This window comes from Adlercreutzia rubneri (assembly GCF_009755265.1).
Lineage (GTDB): Bacteria > Actinomycetota > Coriobacteriia > Coriobacteriales > Eggerthellaceae > Adlercreutzia > Adlercreutzia rubneri.
Genome location: NZ_WPOO01000011.1, coordinates 44,652 through 64,208 on the forward strand (window position 1 = coordinate 44,652; position 19,557 = coordinate 64,208).

Sequence of the window (19,557 nt, forward strand, 5' to 3'; positions counted from 1 at the left end):
GGCCCTATCGAGGCAGCAGGTTGCTTGCGTACTCCGTCCTTCCCGCCAGAACATCGTCGTAGAAGCCCTGTTTCCAATCGATATAGTCGATGCTCTTTTGCACCTCGACGAGTAGCTCCGCAAGTCGCGCGCGCTTGGCCTCGAGCATCGTTTTGCGCTCGGGAATGCTGGCGGCCCCCTGCAAGCACAGCGCTAGGTACTCCTTCATTTCCTGGATGCTCATATCGCAGCGCTTAAGGCACGTCAGACTTTTGACCCACTCGACATCGCGCTCGTCGAAAACGCGGCGGTTGTTCGCGCCTCGCTTCACATTGGGCACGAGCCCCTGGTTGCAGTAGAACTTCAGCGTCTCGTAGGTGAGGCCCGTCGTCTCGCACACCTGCTTCATGGAGTAAAGCTGCGTCATGTTTGTGAATGCTCCTTGCTTTCGCTGCCACTGCCCTTTTGCGGTAGTAACTACCGATTGATAGAGTCGCACTTTAGCAGCTGAAAGACATCCTGACAAGAAAGGATTCCCATGAACTCGTTCACTTACCAGTACCCCGTCAAGAACTACTTCGGCGAAGGCGCTCTGCACACCGCGCTCGCCGCCGAGCTGCCCGCCATGGGCGAGAAGGTCATGCTCGCTTACGGCGGAGGCTCCATCAAGCGCACGGGCCTCTATGACGAAATCGTGGCGGCGCTTCAAGATGCGGGGAAGACCGTCGTGGAATTCCCGGGCATCATGCCTAACCCCACCTACGAGAAGGTGCAGGAAGGGGCCCGCATCGCCCGTGAGGAAGGGGTCGACTTCATCCTCGCCGTGGGCGGCGGCTCGGTGTTCGATTGCTGCAAGATCGTCTCCGCTCAGGTGCTGCTCGACGAGGACATCGACGATTTCGAGCACGTGCAGGACAAGACGCCGACCGCCTTCATCCCGCTGGGGTGCGTGGTCACGCTCTCCGGCACCGGCGCCGAGCAGAACAACGGCGGCGTCATCACTAACGAAGCCACCAAGGTGAAGGGCCGGGGGTGCGGACGTTTTTTCGTACCTTCCTACACCGCCCAGCCCTCGCTGCGGCGGTACTCGTCGGGGCTCAGCCACCCCAGCGAGCGCTTCTCATCACATCGCGGCAGCGGTTTTGGGCGCAGACGATCAGCCACGCCTTCTCATGCTCGGCGTCGTTGAACGTGCGGGGATGCTCTACCAGCGAGAGAAACACTGCCTGGGCGGCATCCTCGGCCTTGGCGGCGCTTCCCAAATAGGAGTAGCACAGCCGGTACACCGCCCCAATGTGGAGGCGGTACACAGCTTCCATCTCGGTTTGCGAGGCCACGGTTTCTCCTTCCCTTTCCTCTAACACGATTGGGGAAGGTGTTTTGTCGGAAGATTTCGGAAAATGCTTTACCCCAGCTGGCTTACGAGGTTGTCGGTTTCGCGGGCGATGCGCATCTCCTCGTCGGTGGTGACCACGCAGATTTTGATGGGGCTGTCGTCGATGGAGATGATGCGGTTCACGCCGATCTGGCCCACCACGTGATTGCGCTCGCGGTCGAGGATCATGCCCATGTGGGCCAGCCCGTCGAAAATAAGCTCGCGCAGCTCAGCGGAGTTCTCGCCGATGCCGGCGGTCATCACCACGGCGTCGGTGCGGGTCATGGCCGCGTAGAAGCCGCCGATGGCCTTCTGCACCCGGTACACGTACATGTCGATGGCCAGCCGCGCCTGCTCGTTGCCCGCATCGGCCGCCGCCAGCACGTCGCGCATGTCGGCCGACAGCCCCGACACGCCGAGCACGCCGCTCTCGCGGTTCAGCACGGCATCCATCTCGTCGAAGGAGATGCCCTCGCGGCGCATGATGTAGGTGAGGATGGCCGGGTCGATGGAGCCGGAACGCGTGCCCATCATGAGACCCTCCAGCGGCGTGAAGCCCATGGTGGTATCGATGGACTTCCCATGGTTGACCGCCGTAATGGAGCCGCCGTTGCCAAGGTGGCACGTGATGAGGCCCAAGTCGCGCAGCGGACGGCCGAGCAGGTTCGCCGCCTGCTGGGCCGCGTAGCGGTGGCTCGTGCCGTGAGCGCCGTAGCGGCGGATACGATAATCGTCGTAGTAGCGAGCCGGCAGCGGGTACATGTAGGCCTTCGCGGGCATGGTGGCGTGAAAGGCCGTGTCAAAGACGGCGACCTGGGGCGTGCTTGGCATGAGCGCGGCCATCATATCGATGCAGGCGTCAGCCGGCGGGTTGTGCAGCGGCGCCAGCTCCTCACACAGCTCAAGTTTCTCGCGGGCCGGCCCGTCGATGATGACGGACTTGGTGAAGTACTCGCCGCCGGCCACGATGCGGTTGCCGATGGCGTCAATTTGCGAAAGGTCGCTGATGGGACTCTCCGGATCGTCCACCAGCGCTTCCAAAAGTTTCTTCAGGCACTCGGCTACCGTCATATCCGCCACATGATAGGTGACCTTCTGGAAATCGGGCGCAAAGGCCACGTTCATGTAAGCGTCGGGGGTTCCCACCTTCTCGGCCAGGCACTTCATGAGCGAAACCTTGCCGTCAGTCTCGATAAGCTGGCTCTTCAGCGACGACGAACCCGCATTCACGACCAGTATGCGCATGAGCATTTCCCTTCCATACAAGAAGAGCCGGCGCGGGGCCGGCTCTTGAATTCGATGGTCGGGTTGACAGGATTTGAACCTGCGGCCTCTGCGTCCCGAACGCAGCGCTCTACCAAACTGAGCCACAACCCGAAAGTGCGTCCTTGCGGACAGCGAACGCTATGATACCACAGAGCACGCACAGTGCAAGGGGGAAGTCAGGGGAATTTTACGCCTGCCCGCGCTCGGCGAGCTTTTGGGCGAGGTAGTCTTTCGGCACCACCTTCACCACGATGACGCCGTCGCTGATGACGTCGCCGTCCCCGTCGTAGGCGGCCACGTCCCAGTACAGCTTGTAGCCGGCCTTCGACGACGGTTTGCGCTCGGCGAGTTTCGCCACGCCGCGAGCCACGTCGCCTTCCCGACCGCTCTTCTTGTGACGGATGGTCACCTCCACGCCGAAGGGCTGCTCGGTCTCCAAGTCGCATGCCAGCTCGCCGCCGGCCGAAGCGACCGATTCCAGAAGCGCGATAGTGGCGCCTCCGTGCAGAAAACCGAAAGGCTGCAAAAGCGCCGGAGTGATGGGCATCTCTGCCTCGACGAGGCCCGGTTCCACCTTGGTGAAGTGAACGCCCAGCGTGTGGTTGAGCCCCTGCGTCTCGCGCTTCTGCGCTACTTCCAAAGCAGCGCCCGCCAGATTCGTTCCCGTCATCACTCTCGTTTCCTTTCGCGCCGGACGCCTTCGCGGTGCCCGTCTATTTCGTTTTCTTCGGAGCCTTCCCCGACCCGGACTGCGAAACCTTCGCAGACACCGACACCTTCTCGGCCTTGGCCTCGGCGGAGTCCCACTTGGCGGCCTCGTCGGCCTCCACCTGCTTCACGGCCTCCACCGCATCGGGCAGTTCGTGCTCCATGGTCTCGGCCTTGCCCTTCAAATCGCGCGAGCCCAGCGGCATGAACGCCTTTATGCGCTGGATGACCACTGCGCCCACGAGGAACGGCAGCCAGAACACGATGCCGCGATAGACGATGACCACGGCAAGACCCGTGGCCGAGCCGATGCCGAACAGCGCGAAGGCCACGGTCACCGCCGCCTCCACGACACCGACGCCCTGGGGCACAAAGGAAATCATAGCGAACAGCGTGGCCACGACGTACCCGCAAATGAGCGCTTCTGGGTGGTGCACGCCGAACGCGAAGCCAACGAGCACAAAGCAGCTCATCTCGCAGATGCTGGAGAGGGTCGTCCACAAAAACGATTGCACCGTCTTGCGCGGGTTCTTCGTGATGAGATGCGCGGCGCTGGAGAAGTTGTGGATCGTGCGCTCCACGGACTCGTCAATGGCCGGCTTCTTGAACTTCGCGAGGATCTTGTCGGCGAGCTTCACGAACGGACGCAGCACCTTCAGCACCAGCTGGGGCTTCAGCCCGCCCACAGCGATGACGAACACGAGGCCGCCCACGAGCGCCACGGCCACCAGCCCGAGCGCCAGCCACCCCGGTTGCAGCCCCACCGTGAAGGTGAGCACGCCGAAGGTGGTGAGCATGATGATGACGAAACCGGAATCGATGGATAGCTGCATGAGCAGCGCCGCCGTGGTGCCCTTGCCCGCCTGCATGCCGTTGCGCGTGGCCGTGGCCATGACAAGCGACGTGCCGGCCAGGTTCATCGAAGGCGCCACCGTGTTCATGAAGAAGGTACCGAACACGAGCGAAAGCCCCGTGCGGTAGCTGATGTGCCCGTTCACGGTGTTGAAGCAGGCCTGAAAGCCGCGGCCCTGGGCCAGGTACTTGCACAGCTGGGCCACTACCGCCGCAATGATGAAGAAGGGCGTGCCCTGCTTGATGGTGTCGACAAGCTTCACCAGCGAGTCGCCGGAAAAGAATATGAATGCGAGCACGATAACGACCACCAGGCCGATCATGACCTTCTGCAAATTGCCGCGCATCAGCGCACCTCCGTCGTGGTAGGAGACAGGGGTAGGTGCATCATTATAACGCGCCGCCCACAAACTCCATGAGATCGCTGCGCAAAAGCCAATCGCGCTCGTCAGCCCCCGTGCCTTCCGCATCGGTTTCCAGGAACAGGAACCCGTAGAAGCCCACCGTCACCGGATCGAACCCATGGTAGGCGAGCACATGGCTGAACCGCTCGCAGAGCGCCGCGCCGTCGAAGGGACGCGCCAGATCGGCCTCCGGCGCCGGATTCAGAAGCGACATGGAATACGCCTTGCCCGGATGCGCCGCGTACAGCGCCGCCAGATCGACCGGCGTATCTTCCAGGAAGGCCTCGTAGGTGCGCAGGCCCACGCCGTAAAAGGCCACGTCGGTGCCGCCGAGGCCCGCGAAGCGCAGGGGGTTGAACTCGATGGGAGCAATCGTGTCGCCATCGACGCGCAGCTCCACGTGAACGGGGATGCTGCGGGCGCCCACCACCTCGTTCACAGCCGCCAGCCACGCCGTGAAGCGGTCATTCCACGCATCCACAATGGTGCCGTCGGTGAGATACATCCTGTCGGAGGTCTCCTCGGGCCCGGCGAAATCGTGACGCAAGATGTTCAGGATATGGGGCGCGCCATCCTCGTCGAAGTAGGCGTCCAGGGCGTATTCCGTACCAGCGAGGTAGCCTTCGATAAGGTATTCGCTGCCGCCGACGACGCTTTCCGGATAGCGCTCGTGCCAGCCGTCCTCGCGCCGGGCGATGTCGGCCACGGCCGCCGCCCAATCCTCGGGCTCTTCGATGACGTAGACGCCCATGGAACAGAAGCCCACCGCCGGCTTAAGCACCACCGGCAACGGCAGATCGGCGACGTTTACCGCTTCCAATCCCGCACGATCGACGGTCTTATGGAACAGGCCAGGGCTTAGAGGCGCGAGTTTCTCGCGCATGGCCGCCTTGTCCTTGAACAGGCGAATGGCATCGGTGAGCGTGGGGTTGTCCACGTGGTCGAGAATCCAGGCCAGAGCGTTCTCGGAGTTTGTGTAAATGCGCTCCCCCGCCTCCAGGCGCCGGGCGCACTCGTCGGCGTCCACCAGGTTCAACGTGCGGCCGCCCGCCACGAGCTTCTCGGTGAACCCGTTGGCGAGCACGGGATGCGCCGAGGCCTCCATCCAGTCGAGCAGCGGAACGGAGGCGTAGGGTTCATCGAGAATGATCATGGAAAGCTCCTTCGCATAGGGGACTTGCAAAACGGGCCCCTCGCTTGGAGGAGCCCGCCGGATTGCGCGCTTGGCGCGGAGGGGTGGCTAGCCGACGTAGAACGACCACTGCACGGAGTCGCCGGCGGCCAGCTGGCGCACGTCGCAGGCTTCCATGACCGTCTCGTCGTTCACCGTGTACACCCAGCCGGAGGCCTCGCCTTCAGAGCCGTTGGCGATGCCGTTGATGGAGGTGACGAACTTGCCGTAGTCGCTGTCCTCCACCTGCACATCCCAGCCCGCAGCCTCGGTCGCCTGCAGCACCGTGGCGCCATCGGGCACCGTCACCTCGATGGTCTTGGGCTCGGCGCCGGCTCTTTCCGGCATCGTGATGGAGACGGGAACAACGATGTCCTCCGCCGCCTGGCCGGCCTCGATGGGGCCTTCCTCCTCGGCCACTTGGGCCGCCTGCTCGGCCGCGTTCTCGCCGTTGCCGCCGTTATCGGCCGCCTCCCCGGCGCAGCCCGGCACCACCAGCAAGAAGGTGAAGGCCAGGGCCACCAAGGCCACGAGCCACTGTTTGGGAAGCTCCGTGATATCGAATTTGTTCATAGTTCCTTATCCTTTCTTCCAGGGCCCTGTTGTTCAGCTCGGTGTTCCGACTTCGCCACCGCCGCGCCCTTCGGCGCAACGGCGAACCTTACGGTTACTGGCATAGCGCGGGCTTTCCACCCACATTTCCCGAGACGCGCATTGCCGCATTCTCATCCACGGCGCGCACCGCGCTCCCACGCGCGGCCCGACGGGCCATTGACCTACCCATTATGGCGCAAAACGGCCGCCCTCGAAAGAGCGGCCGCAAAGGGTTCGACAACCGACACTTTAGGCCCCAAGCAAGGCCCCAATCGTCCGATTAGTGATGGAACAGGCGCATGCCGGTGAAGGCCATGGCGATGCCGTACTTGTTGGCCACCTCGATGACGTTGTCGTCGCGGATGGAGCCGCCGGGCTCGGCGATGTAGTCCACGCCGGACTTGCGGGCGCGCTCCACGTTGTCACCGAAGGGGAAGAAGGCGTCGGAGCCCACGGTCACGCCGCTCATCTTCGCGATCCAGTCTTTCTTCTGCTCGCGGGTGAGCGCCTTGGGCTGCTCGGTGAATACGCGCTGCCACTCGCCGTCGCGCAGCACGTCGTCGCACTCGTCGTCGGACAGGTACACGTCGATGGCGTTGTCACGATCGGGACGGCGAACGTCGTCCTTGAAGGGAAGGTTCAGCACCTCGGGCATCTGTCGCAGCCACCACTGGTCGGCCTTGTTGCCCGCCAGGCGCGTACAGTGGATGCGGCTCTGCTGGCCGGCGCCCACACCGATGGCCTGGCCGTCCTTCACGTAGCACACGGAATTGGACTGGGTATACTTCAGCGTGATGAGCGCCACGATCATGTCGATCTTCGCCGATTCCGGAATTTCCTTGTTCTCGGTCACCACGTTTTCCAGCAGCGCCTCGTTGATCTCGAAGTTGTTGTGGCCCTGCTCGAAGGTGATGCCGAAGACGTCCTTCAGCTCGGTCTCGGCCGGCACGTAGTCCGGATCGATCTGCACCACGTTGTAGGAGCCCTTGCGCTTGGTCTTCAAAATCTCCAGGGCCTCATCGGTATAGCCCGGGGCGATGATGCCGTCGGACACCTCTTTCGCCAGGTAACGGGCCACATCAGCGTCGCACACGTCGGACAGCGCCGCCCAGTCGCCGTAGGAGCACAGACGGTCGGCGCCGCGAGCGCGAATGTAGGCGCAGGCGATGGGCGAGAGCTCCCCCTCTTCTTCCACGAAGTACATGGCGCGGTCGGTCTCGGTGAGGGGCTGGCCCACGGCGGCGCCGGCCGGGGACACATGCTTGAAGGAAGCGGCCGCCGGCAGCCCCGTGGCCTCCTTCAGCTCCTTCACAAGCTGCCAGGAGTTGAAAGCGTCGAGGAAGTTGATGAAGCCGGGCTTGCCGTTCAGCACCTGAATGGGCAGGTCGCTGCCGTCCTTCATGAAGATGCGCGACGGCTTCTGGTTCGGATTGCAGCCGTACTTGAGTTCCAGTTCGTTCATGAGTCTCCTATCTATGATGTTTCTGGGTCCTCGGGGGGCGAAGCTACGCGGTATTCTGATTCGCTCAGACAGTCCTCGCTTTGTGGAAATGCCCACTGGGCATTTCCAGTCGCTGCGAAACTCGCTCGGTCAGAACACCCCGTATCTTCGCTAAGCTCAGCCGTAGTTGAGAGCGCGCAGTTGCGCTCGCTGCGGAACTCGCTTGGTGAGCGGCGCCCCGCATCCCGCCAAGCTCAACCGTAGTTGAAGATGGGCGCGATTAATCCCCGAGGTTCTTGTTGTAGAGGGTCACTTCGCCGCCGACATTGGCGTAGAGGCTCACCTTGTTGTCATCGTTCAGCGCGGCCCACAGCTCATCGGGAGTCGGCAGCGTCACCGGGATGGGCTCGCCGGCGAAGGTAGGCAGCGGATTGCCGTCGCCCTGATAGGTGCTGATGAAGTAGCCTTGCCCCTCGTCGGCACCTTCGTAGGCGAAGAACTCGCGGATACAGCGGTCGCCATCGGCGTGCTTCAAGATGGACATCTCAAACGAGCCGTCGAGGTTCACAATGGCCGAGATGCGCGGCGTGAAGTTCGGCGCGTCGGGCTCGTAGGCGCGGGCCATGCAGCCGGCGCGGAAATCGCCCGCCTCCACAATGGTGTCGGTCTGGTCGCCATTGGTTACCACAAGGGCGTCGCCCATCGTGCGCACAGGATGGTAAATGATGAGGCTCGGGTCTTCCAGAAGCGCCGGGTCGTGAGCCTCGGTGCGGATGCCGTCGGGCTCGGTAGCGAAGATGCGATTGCGGCTGTTCACCGAGCGGCCCATGATGAAGTAGTACACGGTGTCCTTGCCCACCACGATACCGCGGCCCGGGTAGGGATTGTTTTCCAGCAGTTCGACGAGGTCTTGCACGGGCGTCCCTTTCTCTTCGGCTCTCTCCCAACGCGGCTGCGACTCTTGCTTGTTCCGCATCGGCCCTCGGTTCGCGTCGGCGGTTTTCGCACCCCGCCCATGAAAAAAGGCAAGCCCCTCCTGCGAGAAGGCTTGCCCAGACGGTCGGCGGGATAGGCGCGCTGCTCCCCCGTGGTTCCCCACGCGTACCCGTCAGTCACAGCGCGTTCGCTTCGAAAAGCAGGGTATCACGGAAAGAGTCGCCCGCGGAAGAGCGCTCCTCGTTTTCCCACGGCTTTTCCGTCGGCGGCGCAAGCGCGGCCAGAGCGGCTATTCCCGCCCCAGGCTCTTCTCGTGGCGCGCCTGCGCCTCTTCGCTGTAGCGCTGCCGGTAGCGCACGTCCACCAGCTCGCCGACAATGGCGATGGCCAGCTCCGCCGGGGTCTTCGCCCCGAAGCTAAGGCCGATGGGCCGCTTCACGCGATCCCAATCCGTCTCGGTGATACCGGCGCCAACGACAAGATCGTGCACCGTGGAGTTCTTCCCCGCGCAGCCCATCATGCCCACATAGTGCACGCCGTTCTGCAGCGCCCAGATGCAGCTTTCCGGGTCGAACATATGCCCGCGAGTCAGCACGCACACATAGTCCTCAGGGCGCCCCGGCATGTTAGCCAGCTCGTCGAAGTTGCCCCCATGCAGCATGATGCGCTCGGCAGTCGGGAAACGTTCCTCGTTCAAAAACGCCGGGTCGTAATCGACGGCCACCACATGGAAGCCCACATGATCGGCCAGCTGAGCCACTTCTACGGCCGCATCGGACGCACCGAGCAGCCACACCCGCACCTTCCCGAAGAGCGGCTCGCTCGCCCAGGTGAGGCCGTCGAACTGGTCGTTGTGCATCGAGGGGCCGCGGGTGACGTCCTTCGCCTGGAAGATATCGCGGGGCGACAGCTCGCGGGAGGCGACAATTTCCTTGGCATCGTTGCAGAAGAACACAAGCGGCTCTCCGTCGGCGGAACCCTGCTCGCCGTACTTCTTCGTGACCTCATTGTCCACATTGCCCTGGGCAGCAGCCCCGTCGTAGACGACCTTGAAGCCGAGCCACGCCAAATCGCCCTCGTCCATAGCGCGCAAGGCGCGCTCGAACGTGGGGATATCGGCCTCAGTTAGCGTGGCGGCGATAGCCTCCAGCGTCGCGGGGCCGATGTGCGCATCGCCCGCCGTCGCCTCTTCCGAGAACGCCGGGGAATCCTCGACGGCCAGCTCGGGCACACGACCGGCTCGCAAATCAGCGACAATGGTTTCGATGGTCTCTCGTTTCATGGGTTCCTCCGCAATATTTTTCTCAAAAATGGTCAAAAAGTCGAGAAATGAGTCTATATTTTGACCAACAAGACGCTATTCACGCCAAAATGATGCGCAACGGGACACATTTTCGATTGTTTCGAGCCCAAAACCAACGTCGCAAGACTCGCTTCTCAGGTTTTTGACCAAAAAATCCAAAATTTGTGTCACCGAGCGCTTTTAACCGAGCGGTTGAATATGAATCTTGCGATCGGCATCCAGGGTCATGCGGCCCTCGGCGATGGCGCGCAGCACCTCGGGGTAAATGACGTGCTCGGTCTCGTGGATGCGCGCCTCCAAAGCGTCGATATCGTCACCTTCCAGCACCGGCACCGCGCGCTGAGCCACGATGGGCCCCTTGTCGTAGTCCTCGTTGGCCAGATGCACCGTCACGCCCGTCACCTTCACACCGGCATCCCATGCATCTTGAATAGCATGGGCGCCCTTGAAGGAGGGCAATAGCGCCGGGTGCAGATTCAGCACGCGATCGGGGAAGGCGTCGAGCACTACCGGGGTGAGCTTGCGCATATAGCCGGCCATGACCAGGTACTCAGCCCCAGCCTTATCCATGATGGCGGCGATGCGCCCGTCGGCGGCCGTGGGATCCTCGTAGCAGGAGCGGTCGAACACCGTCACGGGAATGCCGGCCGCCCGAGCGCGTTCGATGCCGTAGGCATCGGGGCGCGAGGACAGCACATGCACGATCTCAACCGGCAGATCCTCGGCAATCTCGTCGATGATGGCCTGCAAGTTCGTCCCGCTACCGGAGAGCAGCACGCCGATCTTCAGCTTCTCCATCTCATTTCCCTTCTCTCGGTCGCAGGGACTACGCGAACAAGCCGCCCTCGTTGGCGTACTGGACCTCGCCCCCGCCAGCGACGATGCGGCCGACGCGGAAGGTCTGCTCGCCGGCATCGGCCAGGGCGGCCTCCACGGCCTCAGCCTCGTCCGGATTCACGATGAGAATCATGCCGAGGCCCATGTTGAAGGTCTTGAGCGCCTCCTCCTCCGAGAGATTCGCCTGATCGCAAGCGAAGCGCACCACGGGCGGAATGGGCCAAGTGCCCAAATCGACCTCGGCGTTCACACTCGCGGGAAGAGCGCGGTTCAGATTCTCGGTAATGCCGCCACCGGTAATGTGGGCCAGAGCGCGGATGCCGCCGGGCACCTCCTCCATGACCGTGCGCACCGGCTTCACGTAGATGCGCGTCGGTGTGAGCAGCGCCTCCAAAATGGACTGGCCGCCCAGGTCCTCGCGCCCCTCGCGGAGCTCCTCTTCGCTGCGGCCCTCGACGCACACTTTGCGGGCCAGCGAGTAGCCGTTGGAATGCAGGCCGGACGAGGCGAGGCCGATGAGCACGTCGCCCTCACGCACGCTCTCGGGATCCAACATGCGCGGCCGGTCGACCAGCCCCACGCAGAAACCCGACAGATCGTAGTCGTCCGGATCCATCACACCGGGATGCTCGGCCATCTCGCCGCCGATGAGCGCGCAGCCGGATTGGCGGCAGCCCTCGCCGATGCCCCCGACGATTTTGGCCATGGCCCCGGAATCCAGCTTGCCCACGGCAACGTAGTCGAGGAAGAACAGCGGCTCGGCGCCGGTGGCCAGAATATCGTTCACGCACATGGCCACCAGATCGATGCCCACCGTATCGTGCACGCCAAGACGCTGGGCGACCTTCAGCTTCGTGCCCACGCCGTCGGTGCCGGAAACCAGCAGGGGATCGGCCATGTCCTTGGCGGCCGCGATGGAGAATAGGCCGCCGAAGCCGCCGATGTCGCCCACAACCTCGGGGCGATAGGTGGAGTGCACCGTGTCCTTGATGGCGTCCACGGCACGGGCGCCCTCCACGATATCGACGCCGGCCTCGGCATAGGTCACGCTGTTCTGGTTTTCCATGGGGTTCCTTTCAGTGTCTACGAAACCTCGCCGGCGTACACCGCCTCGAAGTCCTTGCGGGTAAGAAAGCTCTTTTTTGCCACATCGTCGGGAATGGGCACCGGGTAGTCACCGGTGAAGCAGGCCGTGCAGAAGCCGTCGTGGCCCGCATCGGCGAGCGACGCGCGCAGGCCGTCCAGCGTGATGAACGCGAGCGAGTCGGAGCCGATCCAGTCGTTCATCTCCTCAAGCGTCATGTTCGCGGCGATGAGCTGCTCGCGGGTGTCGGTGTCGATGCCGTAGAAGCAGGGCCAGAGCACCTCGGGGCTCACGATGCGCAGGTGCACCTCGGCCGCCCCGGCATCGCGCAGCATCTGAACGAGCTTCTTGGAAGTGTTGCCGCGCACGATGGAATCGTCGATGACCACGAGGCGCTTGCCCGAAATCACGCTCGGCAGCGGGTTCAACTTCAGGCGAATGCCCAGCTGGCGCATGGCTTGGGTGGGCTGGATGAAAGTGCGGCCCACGTAGCGGTTCTTCACGATACCGTCGGTGAACGGAATGCCCGAGGCCTCGGAATAGCCCAGGGCCGCCGGCACGCCGGAGTCGGGCACGCCGAGCACGAGGTCGGCCTCCACGGGCGCCTCGTCGGCCAGAATGCGGCCCATGGCGCGGCGCGCCTGGTAGACCGATTGCCCGTCGAGCACCGAGTCGGGCCGGGCGAAGTATACGTACTCGAAGATACAGGCGGCCCGGGGGCGCGGCGGCACAGCCTGCTCGCTTACCATGCCCTCGGCGGTGAAGCGCACCATCTCGCCGGGCTCCACATCGCGCACGTACTCGGCACCGACGATATCGAGCCCGCAGGTCTCCGAGGACACCACCCAGCCGCGACCCTCGGGCAGCTGGCCGATGCACAAGGGCCGAATGCCATGGGGGTCGCGGAAGGCGTAGAGCGCCTCGGGGCTCGCGAGCACCATGGCGTAGGCGCCCTCCAGGTTCTCCATGGCATAGCGGATGCCCTCGCGCAGATGGTGCGTCTGACGCGTGAGGTGGCCGATGGCCTTGGCCGCCACCTCGGAATCGGTGCCGGCGCGCAGGTGCTCCCCCTCGTCGATAAGCTGCGCCCGCAGGTGGTTCGTGTTCACCAGCGTGCCGTTGTGGGCGAGCGCGATGAGCGTGTCGTCGATAGCGGAGATGTGCGGCTGCGCCGCCTCCCAGGAGGCCTTCCCGCCGCTGGTGGAGTAGCGCACGTGCCCGATGGCCACCACGCCCTCGCCAAGGCCCGCCAGCGTTGCCTCGTCGAAGACCTGGGTCACAAGCCCCAAGTCCTTCGCCTCGATGACCGTGGAACCGTCGCCCACGGCGATGCCCGCGCTCTCCTGGCCGCGATGCTGCAGGGCCTGCAGCCCGTAGCAGGTCAGGCGCGCCACGTCCTCGCCCGGCGCGTAGACGCCGAAGACGCCGCACTCCTCTTCCAACCGATCCGGCTGCTCGCCGGGAAATATGCTATCGGCCACTAGCCCTCCACTCGCTCTTGCGCGTCGGCGGCAATCTCGCCGGCCGCATCGTCTTCCACCGCCGTGTCGCCTTGGTAGGTGTCGGTGCCAACATAGCTGATGGGCACGAACTCGGCAACATCGGCGAAAGTGATGTAGCGCCAGGTGTTGTCGGCCCCGTCGCACGTGCAGAAACCGAAGAGCTTCGTCGCGTTGGCAAGCGTATCGGTGGTGTCGGGATCGGGCGTGACGACGGACTCCTCCACGAGCCAGTCCTTGAAGGCCGTGAATTCCTCGTCGGTCGGGTAGTTCGGCGTGGCGATGGAGGAATGGGTCATGGGCACATGCTCCACAGCAAAAGTTTGCAAGCGGTAGTTGCCCTCGGGAGTGAGCAGGTAGATGGTGCGATGCTCGTTGAAGATGGCGGAGTCGCGGAACTCGGCAAAGAGGGCGAACATGGAGCCGTTGCGCATGTGGTGGCCGTAAAGGATGTTCACCTCGTCGGAGAAGTCGCCGGCGTTCTCGCCCGACAGCATGATGGAGCCGAACTCGGCGCCGAAAGAGCCCTCGCCCAAGCTGAAGTTGTGGTGCAGGTAGTACTCCGAGTCGCCGTCTTTGTGAGCCACCGGGTAGTTGATGATGGTGCCGGGCATGTACACCCACGCGACGATGTCCGGATTGATCGCGCGCAGGGCGTCCCAATCGACCACCAGGTCGGCCAAGTTCGCGACATGGCCGTCCTCGGGCACTTCGACGACGCGGCTGGCAATCTCCTCGTACTCGTTCTGACCCTGCCAATAGGTGTAGAACAGATAGCCCAGCGTGCCCACCGAGCCGATGAACACGATGAGCGCCAGCCAGAACACGATGCGCCAGAAGCACCCGCGCTTCTTTTTCTTCTTGGTATCGGTATTCTGAGCGGTAGCCATGAGGCCTCCCCCTTCGATATCGATCTCTCTGCATGACGGCGGGGCTGGGGTCAGCCTCCTGACCGCGCCGCCCACGACGTCCTCGCCGGTCCCGTGCCGGCGCTCTCGCCTTCCCCGGCCCTGCGCCGGCGGAAAACAAAAGGGCCCCCGCAGGGGCCCTGAGCTCACCCCGTCGAGCGGGCGAGCTGCTACTTCTTCATCTCGTCCATGAAGCCCTTGGCGATGAACACCACGATGACGAGCACGATGATGGCCACAACGACCCAGATGGCCTCCATGGGCACTTCGAAACCGAACAAAGACATAGCGGACTCCTTCTATGCAACGGGGCCATCCTCTGCGCACCCGCCAACTTGCTGATGTTGGGTTCATAGTACCCTGAACCCCGGGTTGGCGCAAGGAAAAACCCCGCGACGACGGCGAACTGTCCTCTTGGAGGGCATCACGAGGCGGGGCACTCGCCCAAGCGCTTCTCCAGGGCTTCCACGATGATGCGCAGGGCCTTGATGCGGGCGTAGCGCTTGTCATCGGACTCCAGCACCACCCAGGGAGCGAACGTGGTCGACGTCAAGCGGAACATATCGTCGATGGCGGCCTTGTACTGGGGGTACTTCTCGCGATTGCGCCAATCGTCCTCGGTGATCTTCCACTGCTTGGCCGGGTCGTCCTCGCGGTCCTGGAAGCGGCGCAGCTGCTCCTCGGGGCTCACATCGACCCAGAACTTCAGCAAGATGGCACCCCAATCGACCAGATCGTGCTCGAACTCGTTGATTTCGTCGTAGGCCCGCGACCACTCGGCCGGCGTGGCGAAACCCTCCACGCGCTCCACCAGCACGCGCCCGTACCAGCTGCGATCGTACATGCCCACGTGCCCCGCCTTGGGCAGGCGCGTCCAGTAGCGCCAGAGGAACGGATGGGCGAGCTCGGGCTTGGTGGGCGCCGGCGACGGGAAGATGGTGTAGGCGCGAGCGTCGAGAGCCTGGGCGACACGCTTGATGTTGCCGCCCTTGCCGGCCGCGTCCCACCCCTCGTACATGAGAATGAGGGGGACCCGGCGCTGGAACATGATGTTCTCCAGGCGGAACAGGCGATCCTGCAGGCGCTTGCGCTCGGTTTTGTATTCCTCCAAGGTGAGCGCCAGGCTGTGGTCGATCGTGTCCACCTGGGGGTAGTGCTTCACGATGTCGAAGCGGGACTTCTTGGGGGCCAAATCGTGGGCCGCGGCCGCCTGGGCCTCGGCGCGGGCCAAAGCCACGCCGGTTAACATGCCGCGTCCAGGTTGGGTCGCCGGCGCCGGCACCGCACCGGCTGCCTCGGCAGCGGCGGCCTCTTCCACGGCGCGCTCTTCCGCGAGAAGCGCATCGGCCCTCTCGCGGGCCGCCAGCGACGCTTTCAGCACGTCGTCGGCCTCCTTGCGGGCGAGCGCGCGCTCCAGGGCGTCCACCAGCGTGCTGGCGATGGTGAGGTTCGTGCGGCGCTTGTCCTCGCCGTTGAGCAGCACCCAGGGAGCGAAGTCGTAGTCGCTGCGCTCGAGCAGACGGTCGTACAGCTCGTAGGCGGTCTCGTAGCCGTGATGGCTCTCGAGCTTCTTCTCGGTCACGCGCCAACGGGTCACGGGATCGTCGTGCAGCCGCTGCAAGCGTTCGACTTGGGCTTTCTTGGTCATATGCACGAAGAACTTCACCACCACGTAGCCATCGGCCACAAGCTGCTGCTCGAAGTCGTGAACGGAATCCAAGTAGTGGCGCTCCTCCTTCTTGGGAAGCAGCAGTTTGGCCGGCGCGTTGTAGAGCATATGCTGAATGACCGCCGTATACCAACCGCGATCGTAGAACGTGATGGAGTTCCGCTCGCCTAAGGCCTTCCAGAAGGGCTGCATAATGGGGTAGAAGCCCGTCACGCCGCACTCGCGGCCGACGAACTCGCGCTCGGTGTCCGGATCGAGGTCGAGCCCCACGTAAACCCCGGTGGAGCGGGCGTCTAAGTGATACATGAGATCGGAGATACGACTGCCCTTGCCGGCGCCGTTCCAGCCCTCGAACAGTACCACGAGCCCCACGCCCTCGTTATGAGCCTGCTGCTGGAGCACCACGAGCTTGGCCAGAAGTTCGTCCCACTGCTCCTTGTAGACGGCCTTCTTCATGGGCTTCTTGTTGAACGTGACCTTCTCGAGCATGGCTTTCCTTTCCCCTATCTTTGGGCGTTCGTCTTCTGTGAGAACCGGGCGCTGCGACGCCGGCCTATTTGCCGAACAGGCGGCGAAAGAACCGCGCGATGGCATTGCCCTCAGGCGCCGGTTCCACCACGGCGGCCGGCACGATGGCGCGGCCGTCATCGGTGCGAGCGGCATCGATGACCTCGGTTGCGGGGGCCGGAGCGGGGACCGGTGCCGTTACCGCAGCAGCGGTCGGCGCGGTATCGGGCCGCGGGCGCCCCTCTTCCACGGCCGTTGCCGCCGCGGCATCCAACTCCGCGCGTTCGGCCACGGGGCCCTCGGCGGTCGGGGCTGTCGCAGCCGGATCAGCCGCCTCGGCCGGATCGGTCGCAACTGGATCAGAACCGGCGGCAGGGGCATCTTCCGAGGGCGCCGTCGCCCCTTGGGCCTCACGGGCCTGCAGGGCGGCCACCTCCTGGGCCACGCCCTTGGTCACCGCCTCCAAAACCGACGCCGCCGTAGCCGTCGCAGCCGCGGCCATGGCATCGGCCGCATCGCGCACGGCCTTGGCCTCGGCCGCCTCCAACTCCGGCGAGCGATGGGCGATAAACTCCGACTCCTCTTCCGTCACCACCTCGTCGGCACCGGCCGGGGCGCTCCCTGCGGTCGCCACCTCCCCGAGCGGAAACACCATGCGCGCACTGCCGCCGTTGTTGGCCTCCTGACGGGCGGCCAGCTCGGCCGACACGAGCTTCATGCGCTGAGCCTCGGCAATGAGGTACTTCTGGGAATCGAACAGCTCTACCTCCCCGTTCTCGTCACGTTCGGCGAAAGCGCCGAGCGCCGTGTAGGAGCCGTCGGGCAGAAGCTCGCGCAGCTTGGCGGTGTCGGAGTAGCAGATGCCCAAATACCCCAGCACCTGGTTGCGCAGCGTATCGTTCAAAATGGGCCAGGCGATCTCGATGCGCTTGTCCATGTTGCGGGTCATGAGGTCGGCGCTGGACAGGTACAGCTTGCAGTCGTCGCGCGGGCCGAAGCCGTAGATGCGGCTGTGCTCGAGCAGCTGGCCGACGATGGACACTTCGCGCACGCGGTCGGTGTAGCCTTCCACGCCCGGCAGGATGCAGGAGATGCCGCGCACGAACAGGTCGATGGGCACCCCCGCCTGGGAGGCCTCCACCAGCTTGTCGATGACCTCCTTATCGGTGATGGAGTTCGTCTTGAAGAACAGCCCGCACTTCTCGCCGCGGCGCGCGCGCTCGATCTGCACGTCGATGTTGCGCAGGATGTTCTGCTTGATCATAAGCGGCGCGACCCACAGGATGTCGTAGTTGTCTGAGGTGTTCTCCAGCGCCATGTTGCGGAAGAAGTCGGCAGCGTCGTGACCGATTTGGGAATCGCAGGTGATGAACGAGAAGTCGGTGTAGAGTTTCGCCGTCTTCTCGTTGTAGTTGCCCGTACCCAGCTGGGTGATGTGCTGCAGGCCGTTTTCCGTCTGACGCGTGATAGTGCAGATCTTCGAGTGTACCTTGAAGTTGCGGAAGCCGTAGATGACGTGGCAGCCGGCGGCCTCGAAGCGCTGGGACCACTCGATGTTGTTGGACTCGTCGAAGCGGGCGCGCAGTTCGAACAGCGCCGTGACCTCCTTGCCGTTCTCGGCGGCGTTGATGAGCGCCTCGGCCAGATGCGACTGGCTCGCCAGGCGGTACAGCGTGATTTTGATGGAAACGACGGCCGGGTCCACCGAGGCCTCGCGCAGAAGCTGCACGAAAGCGTCCATGGACTGGTAGGGGTACGACAACAGCACCTCGTGCTCGCTCACCTGCTCGATGATGGAGCGCTTGCGATCGAGGCAGGCGGGCCACTGAGGCGTGAACGGCGCCTGGGTGAGCGCGGCGCGCGCCTCGGCGGACAGACGACTGCCCAACCCCCAGGTGTAGCCCATGTTCAGCGGCACGCGGGTGACGAACAGCTGGTGCTCGGCCAGGCCCAACTTCTCCAGCAGAAGCCCCTTCACCGTGCGCGAGAGCGGCCGCTCGCTTTCCAGGCGCACCGGCGCCAGGCGGCTGCGCTTCTTCAGGATGCGCTTCATGTGCTCGCGGTAGTCCTCGCCCTGCTCTTCGGCGCCTTCCGTGGCATCCAAATCGGCGTTGCGGGTCACGCAGATGATGTTGGTGTGCTTGACGGTGTACATCGAGAAGACCTCGGCGGCGAACATCTCGATGGCGCGCTCCACCAGGATGAACTGCAGCCCGTCGCCGGGCAGCTCGATGACACGGCTCGTCTGGCGCGGCAGCGGAATGATGCCCAGCGTCACGCCCTCGGCGCCGAGGTTCTTCGTGGCCTTCGCCTCGGCCTTGTCGCGGGCGCGCTCCTCCTTCGACTTCTTCGCCTTGGGACGCGCCTCCTCATCGAGGCGCACGACGATGTACAGGCCGCCGTTTTCCAGATGCGGGAAGGGGTGCCGCGCGTTGATGATCTGCGGCGAGAGGAAGGGCAGCACGTTGTCCTCCATGTAGCCGCGCAGGTAATCGCGCTGCTCGGCCGTGAGGTCTTCCTTGTGCAAACCGCGAATGCCTTGTTCGGCGAGGAGGCTGCGGACCGTTTTATAGGTTTCCTCGTAGTAGGGGTACAGCTCGTGGCAGCGGGCGTAGATGGCGTCCAGCTGCTGGGCCGGCGTCATGCCGGACTTCGGGTCGATGATGGACTTCTTCAAAAGCGACAGGTCGGTGAGCGAACCGACGCGCACCATGAAGAACTCCTGCAAGTTGCTCCAGAAGATGGAGATGAAGTTCAAGCGCTCGAGCAGCGGCACCGTGGGATCGGCCCCCTGGTCGAGCACGCGCTTGTTGAAATCGAGCCACGAGAGCTCGCGATTTTGCATATAGGGCGGCTTCACAATCGTCGTCGTTGCCGCGGTATCCTTCGATGCCTGTGCGTTCATGGGCCTAGCCTTCTCCCTCTTGTATAGTCGCTGGCCGAAAAAATCAAGCCGCGCACCGGAACGCGCGCGACCTATGTATTTTACCATTCTTTGGACGATTAGCCGAAATTTGGCAACGG

The 19,557-nt window shown here is 63.8% G+C and carries 17 protein-coding genes, 1 tRNA gene and 2 riboswitches; of the genes, 1 reads left to right on the plus strand and 17 read right to left on the minus strand.

The features are described from left to right. Positions 1-4: 4 nt before the first annotated feature. Positions 5-406 (minus strand): MerR family transcriptional regulator, encoded by a 402-nt coding sequence (locus GO707_RS07375; protein ID WP_114538802.1) that lies wholly within the window; start codon positions 404-406, stop codon positions 5-7. Positions 407-517: 111 nt separating this feature from the next. On the opposite strand from GO707_RS07375, the gene GO707_RS07380 reads away from it, so the two are divergent. After that, positions 518-1,168 (plus strand): iron-containing alcohol dehydrogenase, encoded by a 651-nt coding sequence (locus GO707_RS07380; RefSeq protein WP_114538801.1) that lies wholly within the window; start codon positions 518-520, stop codon positions 1,166-1,168. Here GO707_RS07380 and GO707_RS07385 read toward each other — a convergent pair. The 16 genes from GO707_RS07385 to ppk1 form a co-directional block, all read right to left on the minus strand. Next, positions 1,077-1,316, minus strand: coding sequence for an RNA polymerase sigma factor (locus GO707_RS07385; protein WP_231699566.1), 240 nt, complete (start codon positions 1,314-1,316; stop codon positions 1,077-1,079). The two genes, GO707_RS07380 and GO707_RS07385, sit on opposite strands and share 92 nt — an antisense overlap. A 68-nt stretch (positions 1,317-1,384) precedes the next feature. Continuing rightward, positions 1,385-2,599, minus strand: coding sequence for an acetate/propionate family kinase (locus GO707_RS07390; protein WP_173111680.1), 1,215 nt, complete (start codon positions 2,597-2,599; stop codon positions 1,385-1,387). 55 nt (positions 2,600-2,654) lie between these two features. Next, positions 2,655-2,731 (minus strand) — tRNA-Pro (locus tag GO707_RS07395). A gap of 76 nt (positions 2,732-2,807) precedes the next feature. Next, positions 2,808-3,290 carry a PaaI family thioesterase gene (locus GO707_RS07400; RefSeq protein ID WP_114538799.1) on the minus strand — a complete coding sequence of 161 codons (483 nt, stop codon included), beginning with the start codon at positions 3,288-3,290 and terminating at the stop codon, positions 2,808-2,810. Positions 3,291-3,333: 43 nt separating this feature from the next. Beyond that, the gene (locus tag GO707_RS07405) at positions 3,334-4,527 is read right to left on the minus strand and encodes a lysylphosphatidylglycerol synthase transmembrane domain-containing protein (RefSeq protein WP_114538798.1); all 1,194 of its coding nucleotides are present in this window, start codon (positions 4,525-4,527) and stop codon (positions 3,334-3,336) included. A 43-nt stretch (positions 4,528-4,570) separates the two neighbouring features. Further along, positions 4,571-5,737, minus strand: coding sequence for an ATP-grasp domain-containing protein (locus GO707_RS07410; protein WP_114538797.1), 1,167 nt, complete (start codon positions 5,735-5,737; stop codon positions 4,571-4,573). 87 nt (positions 5,738-5,824) lie between these two features. Continuing rightward, complete coding sequence (locus tag GO707_RS07415; protein ID WP_114538796.1) at positions 5,825-6,328, minus strand: DUF4430 domain-containing protein; 504 nt, start codon at positions 6,326-6,328, stop codon at positions 5,825-5,827. A 31-nt stretch (positions 6,329-6,359) separates the two neighbouring features. Beyond that, a riboswitch (adenosylcobalamin-variant (AdoCbl-variant) riboswitch) is annotated at positions 6,360-6,478 on the minus strand. A gap of 151 nt (positions 6,479-6,629) precedes the next feature. After that, a complete protein-coding gene (locus GO707_RS07420; RefSeq protein WP_114538795.1) occupies positions 6,630-7,811 on the minus strand; it encodes a phosphoribosylaminoimidazolecarboxamide formyltransferase in 1,182 nt (393 codons plus the stop codon). A 259-nt stretch (positions 7,812-8,070) separates the two neighbouring features. Beyond that, positions 8,071-8,706 (minus strand): IMP cyclohydrolase, encoded by a 636-nt coding sequence (locus GO707_RS07425; protein ID WP_227069751.1) that lies wholly within the window; start codon positions 8,704-8,706, stop codon positions 8,071-8,073. A 127-nt stretch (positions 8,707-8,833) separates the two neighbouring features. Then, positions 8,834-8,916, minus strand: a riboswitch (ZMP/ZTP riboswitch). 99 nt (positions 8,917-9,015) lie between these two features. Next, the gene (locus GO707_RS07430) at positions 9,016-10,008 is read right to left on the minus strand and encodes an XdhC family protein (protein WP_157012677.1); all 993 of its coding nucleotides are present in this window, start codon (positions 10,006-10,008) and stop codon (positions 9,016-9,018) included. A gap of 201 nt (positions 10,009-10,209) precedes the next feature. Next, on the minus strand, positions 10,210-10,827 hold the full coding sequence (gene purN, locus GO707_RS07435; protein WP_114538792.1) for a phosphoribosylglycinamide formyltransferase: 618 nt from the start codon (positions 10,825-10,827) through the stop codon (positions 10,210-10,212). Positions 10,828-10,855: 28 nt separating this feature from the next. Then, the gene (purM, locus tag GO707_RS07440; RefSeq protein WP_114538791.1) at positions 10,856-11,932 is read right to left on the minus strand and encodes a phosphoribosylformylglycinamidine cyclo-ligase; all 1,077 of its coding nucleotides are present in this window, start codon (positions 11,930-11,932) and stop codon (positions 10,856-10,858) included. A 17-nt stretch (positions 11,933-11,949) separates the two neighbouring features. Then, the gene (gene purF, locus GO707_RS07445; protein WP_114538790.1) at positions 11,950-13,431 is read right to left on the minus strand and encodes an amidophosphoribosyltransferase; all 1,482 of its coding nucleotides are present in this window, start codon (positions 13,429-13,431) and stop codon (positions 11,950-11,952) included. Next, a complete protein-coding gene (locus GO707_RS07450; RefSeq protein WP_157012678.1) occupies positions 13,431-14,339 on the minus strand; it encodes a class B sortase in 909 nt (302 codons plus the stop codon). The genes purF and GO707_RS07450 overlap by 1 nt, the downstream gene beginning before the upstream one ends. Positions 14,340-14,781: 442 nt before the next feature. Beyond that, complete coding sequence (locus GO707_RS07455) at positions 14,782-16,515, minus strand: polyphosphate--AMP phosphotransferase (RefSeq protein WP_157012679.1); 1,734 nt, start codon at positions 16,513-16,515, stop codon at positions 14,782-14,784. Positions 16,516-16,579: 64 nt separating this feature from the next. Then, on the minus strand, positions 16,580-19,438 hold the full coding sequence (gene ppk1, locus GO707_RS07460; protein WP_198161042.1) for a polyphosphate kinase 1: 2,859 nt from the start codon (positions 19,436-19,438) through the stop codon (positions 16,580-16,582). Positions 19,439-19,557 lie beyond the last annotated feature (119 nt).

Bases quoted from the DNA above. Each gene is read 5' to 3' on its own strand.
- GO707_RS07375 (WP_114538802.1), bottom strand. From the start codon at position 406: ATGACGCAGCTTTACTCCATGAAGCAGGTGTGCGAGACGACGGGCCTC.
- GO707_RS07380 (WP_114538801.1), top strand. From the start codon at position 518: ATGAACTCGTTCACTTACCAGTACCCCGTCAAGAACTACTTCGGCGAA.
- GO707_RS07390 (WP_173111680.1), bottom strand. From the start codon at position 2,599: ATGCGCATACTGGTCGTGAATGCGGGTTCGTCGTCGCTGAAGAGCCAG.
- GO707_RS07400 (WP_114538799.1), bottom strand. From the start codon at position 3,290: ATGACGGGAACGAATCTGGCGGGCGCTGCTTTGGAAGTAGCGCAGAAG.
- GO707_RS07405 (WP_114538798.1), bottom strand. From the start codon at position 4,527: ATGCGCGGCAATTTGCAGAAGGTCATGATCGGCCTGGTGGTCGTTATC.
- GO707_RS07410 (WP_114538797.1), bottom strand. From the start codon at position 5,737: ATGATCATTCTCGATGAACCCTACGCCTCCGTTCCGCTGCTCGACTGG.
- GO707_RS07415 (WP_114538796.1), bottom strand. From the start codon at position 6,328: ATGAACAAATTCGATATCACGGAGCTTCCCAAACAGTGGCTCGTGGCC.
- GO707_RS07420 (WP_114538795.1), bottom strand. From the start codon at position 7,811: ATGAACGAACTGGAACTCAAGTACGGCTGCAATCCGAACCAGAAGCCG.
- GO707_RS07430 (WP_157012677.1), bottom strand. From the start codon at position 10,008: ATGAAACGAGAGACCATCGAAACCATTGTCGCTGATTTGCGAGCCGGT.
- purN (WP_114538792.1), bottom strand. From the start codon at position 10,827: ATGGAGAAGCTGAAGATCGGCGTGCTGCTCTCCGGTAGCGGGACGAAC.
- purM (WP_114538791.1), bottom strand. From the start codon at position 11,932: ATGGAAAACCAGAACAGCGTGACCTATGCCGAGGCCGGCGTCGATATC.
- GO707_RS07450 (WP_157012678.1), bottom strand. From the start codon at position 14,339: ATGGCTACCGCTCAGAATACCGATACCAAGAAGAAAAAGAAGCGCGGG.
- GO707_RS07455 (WP_157012679.1), bottom strand. From the start codon at position 16,515: ATGCTCGAGAAGGTCACGTTCAACAAGAAGCCCATGAAGAAGGCCGTC.
- ppk1 (WP_198161042.1), bottom strand. From the start codon at position 19,438: ATGAACGCACAGGCATCGAAGGATACCGCGGCAACGACGACGATTGTG.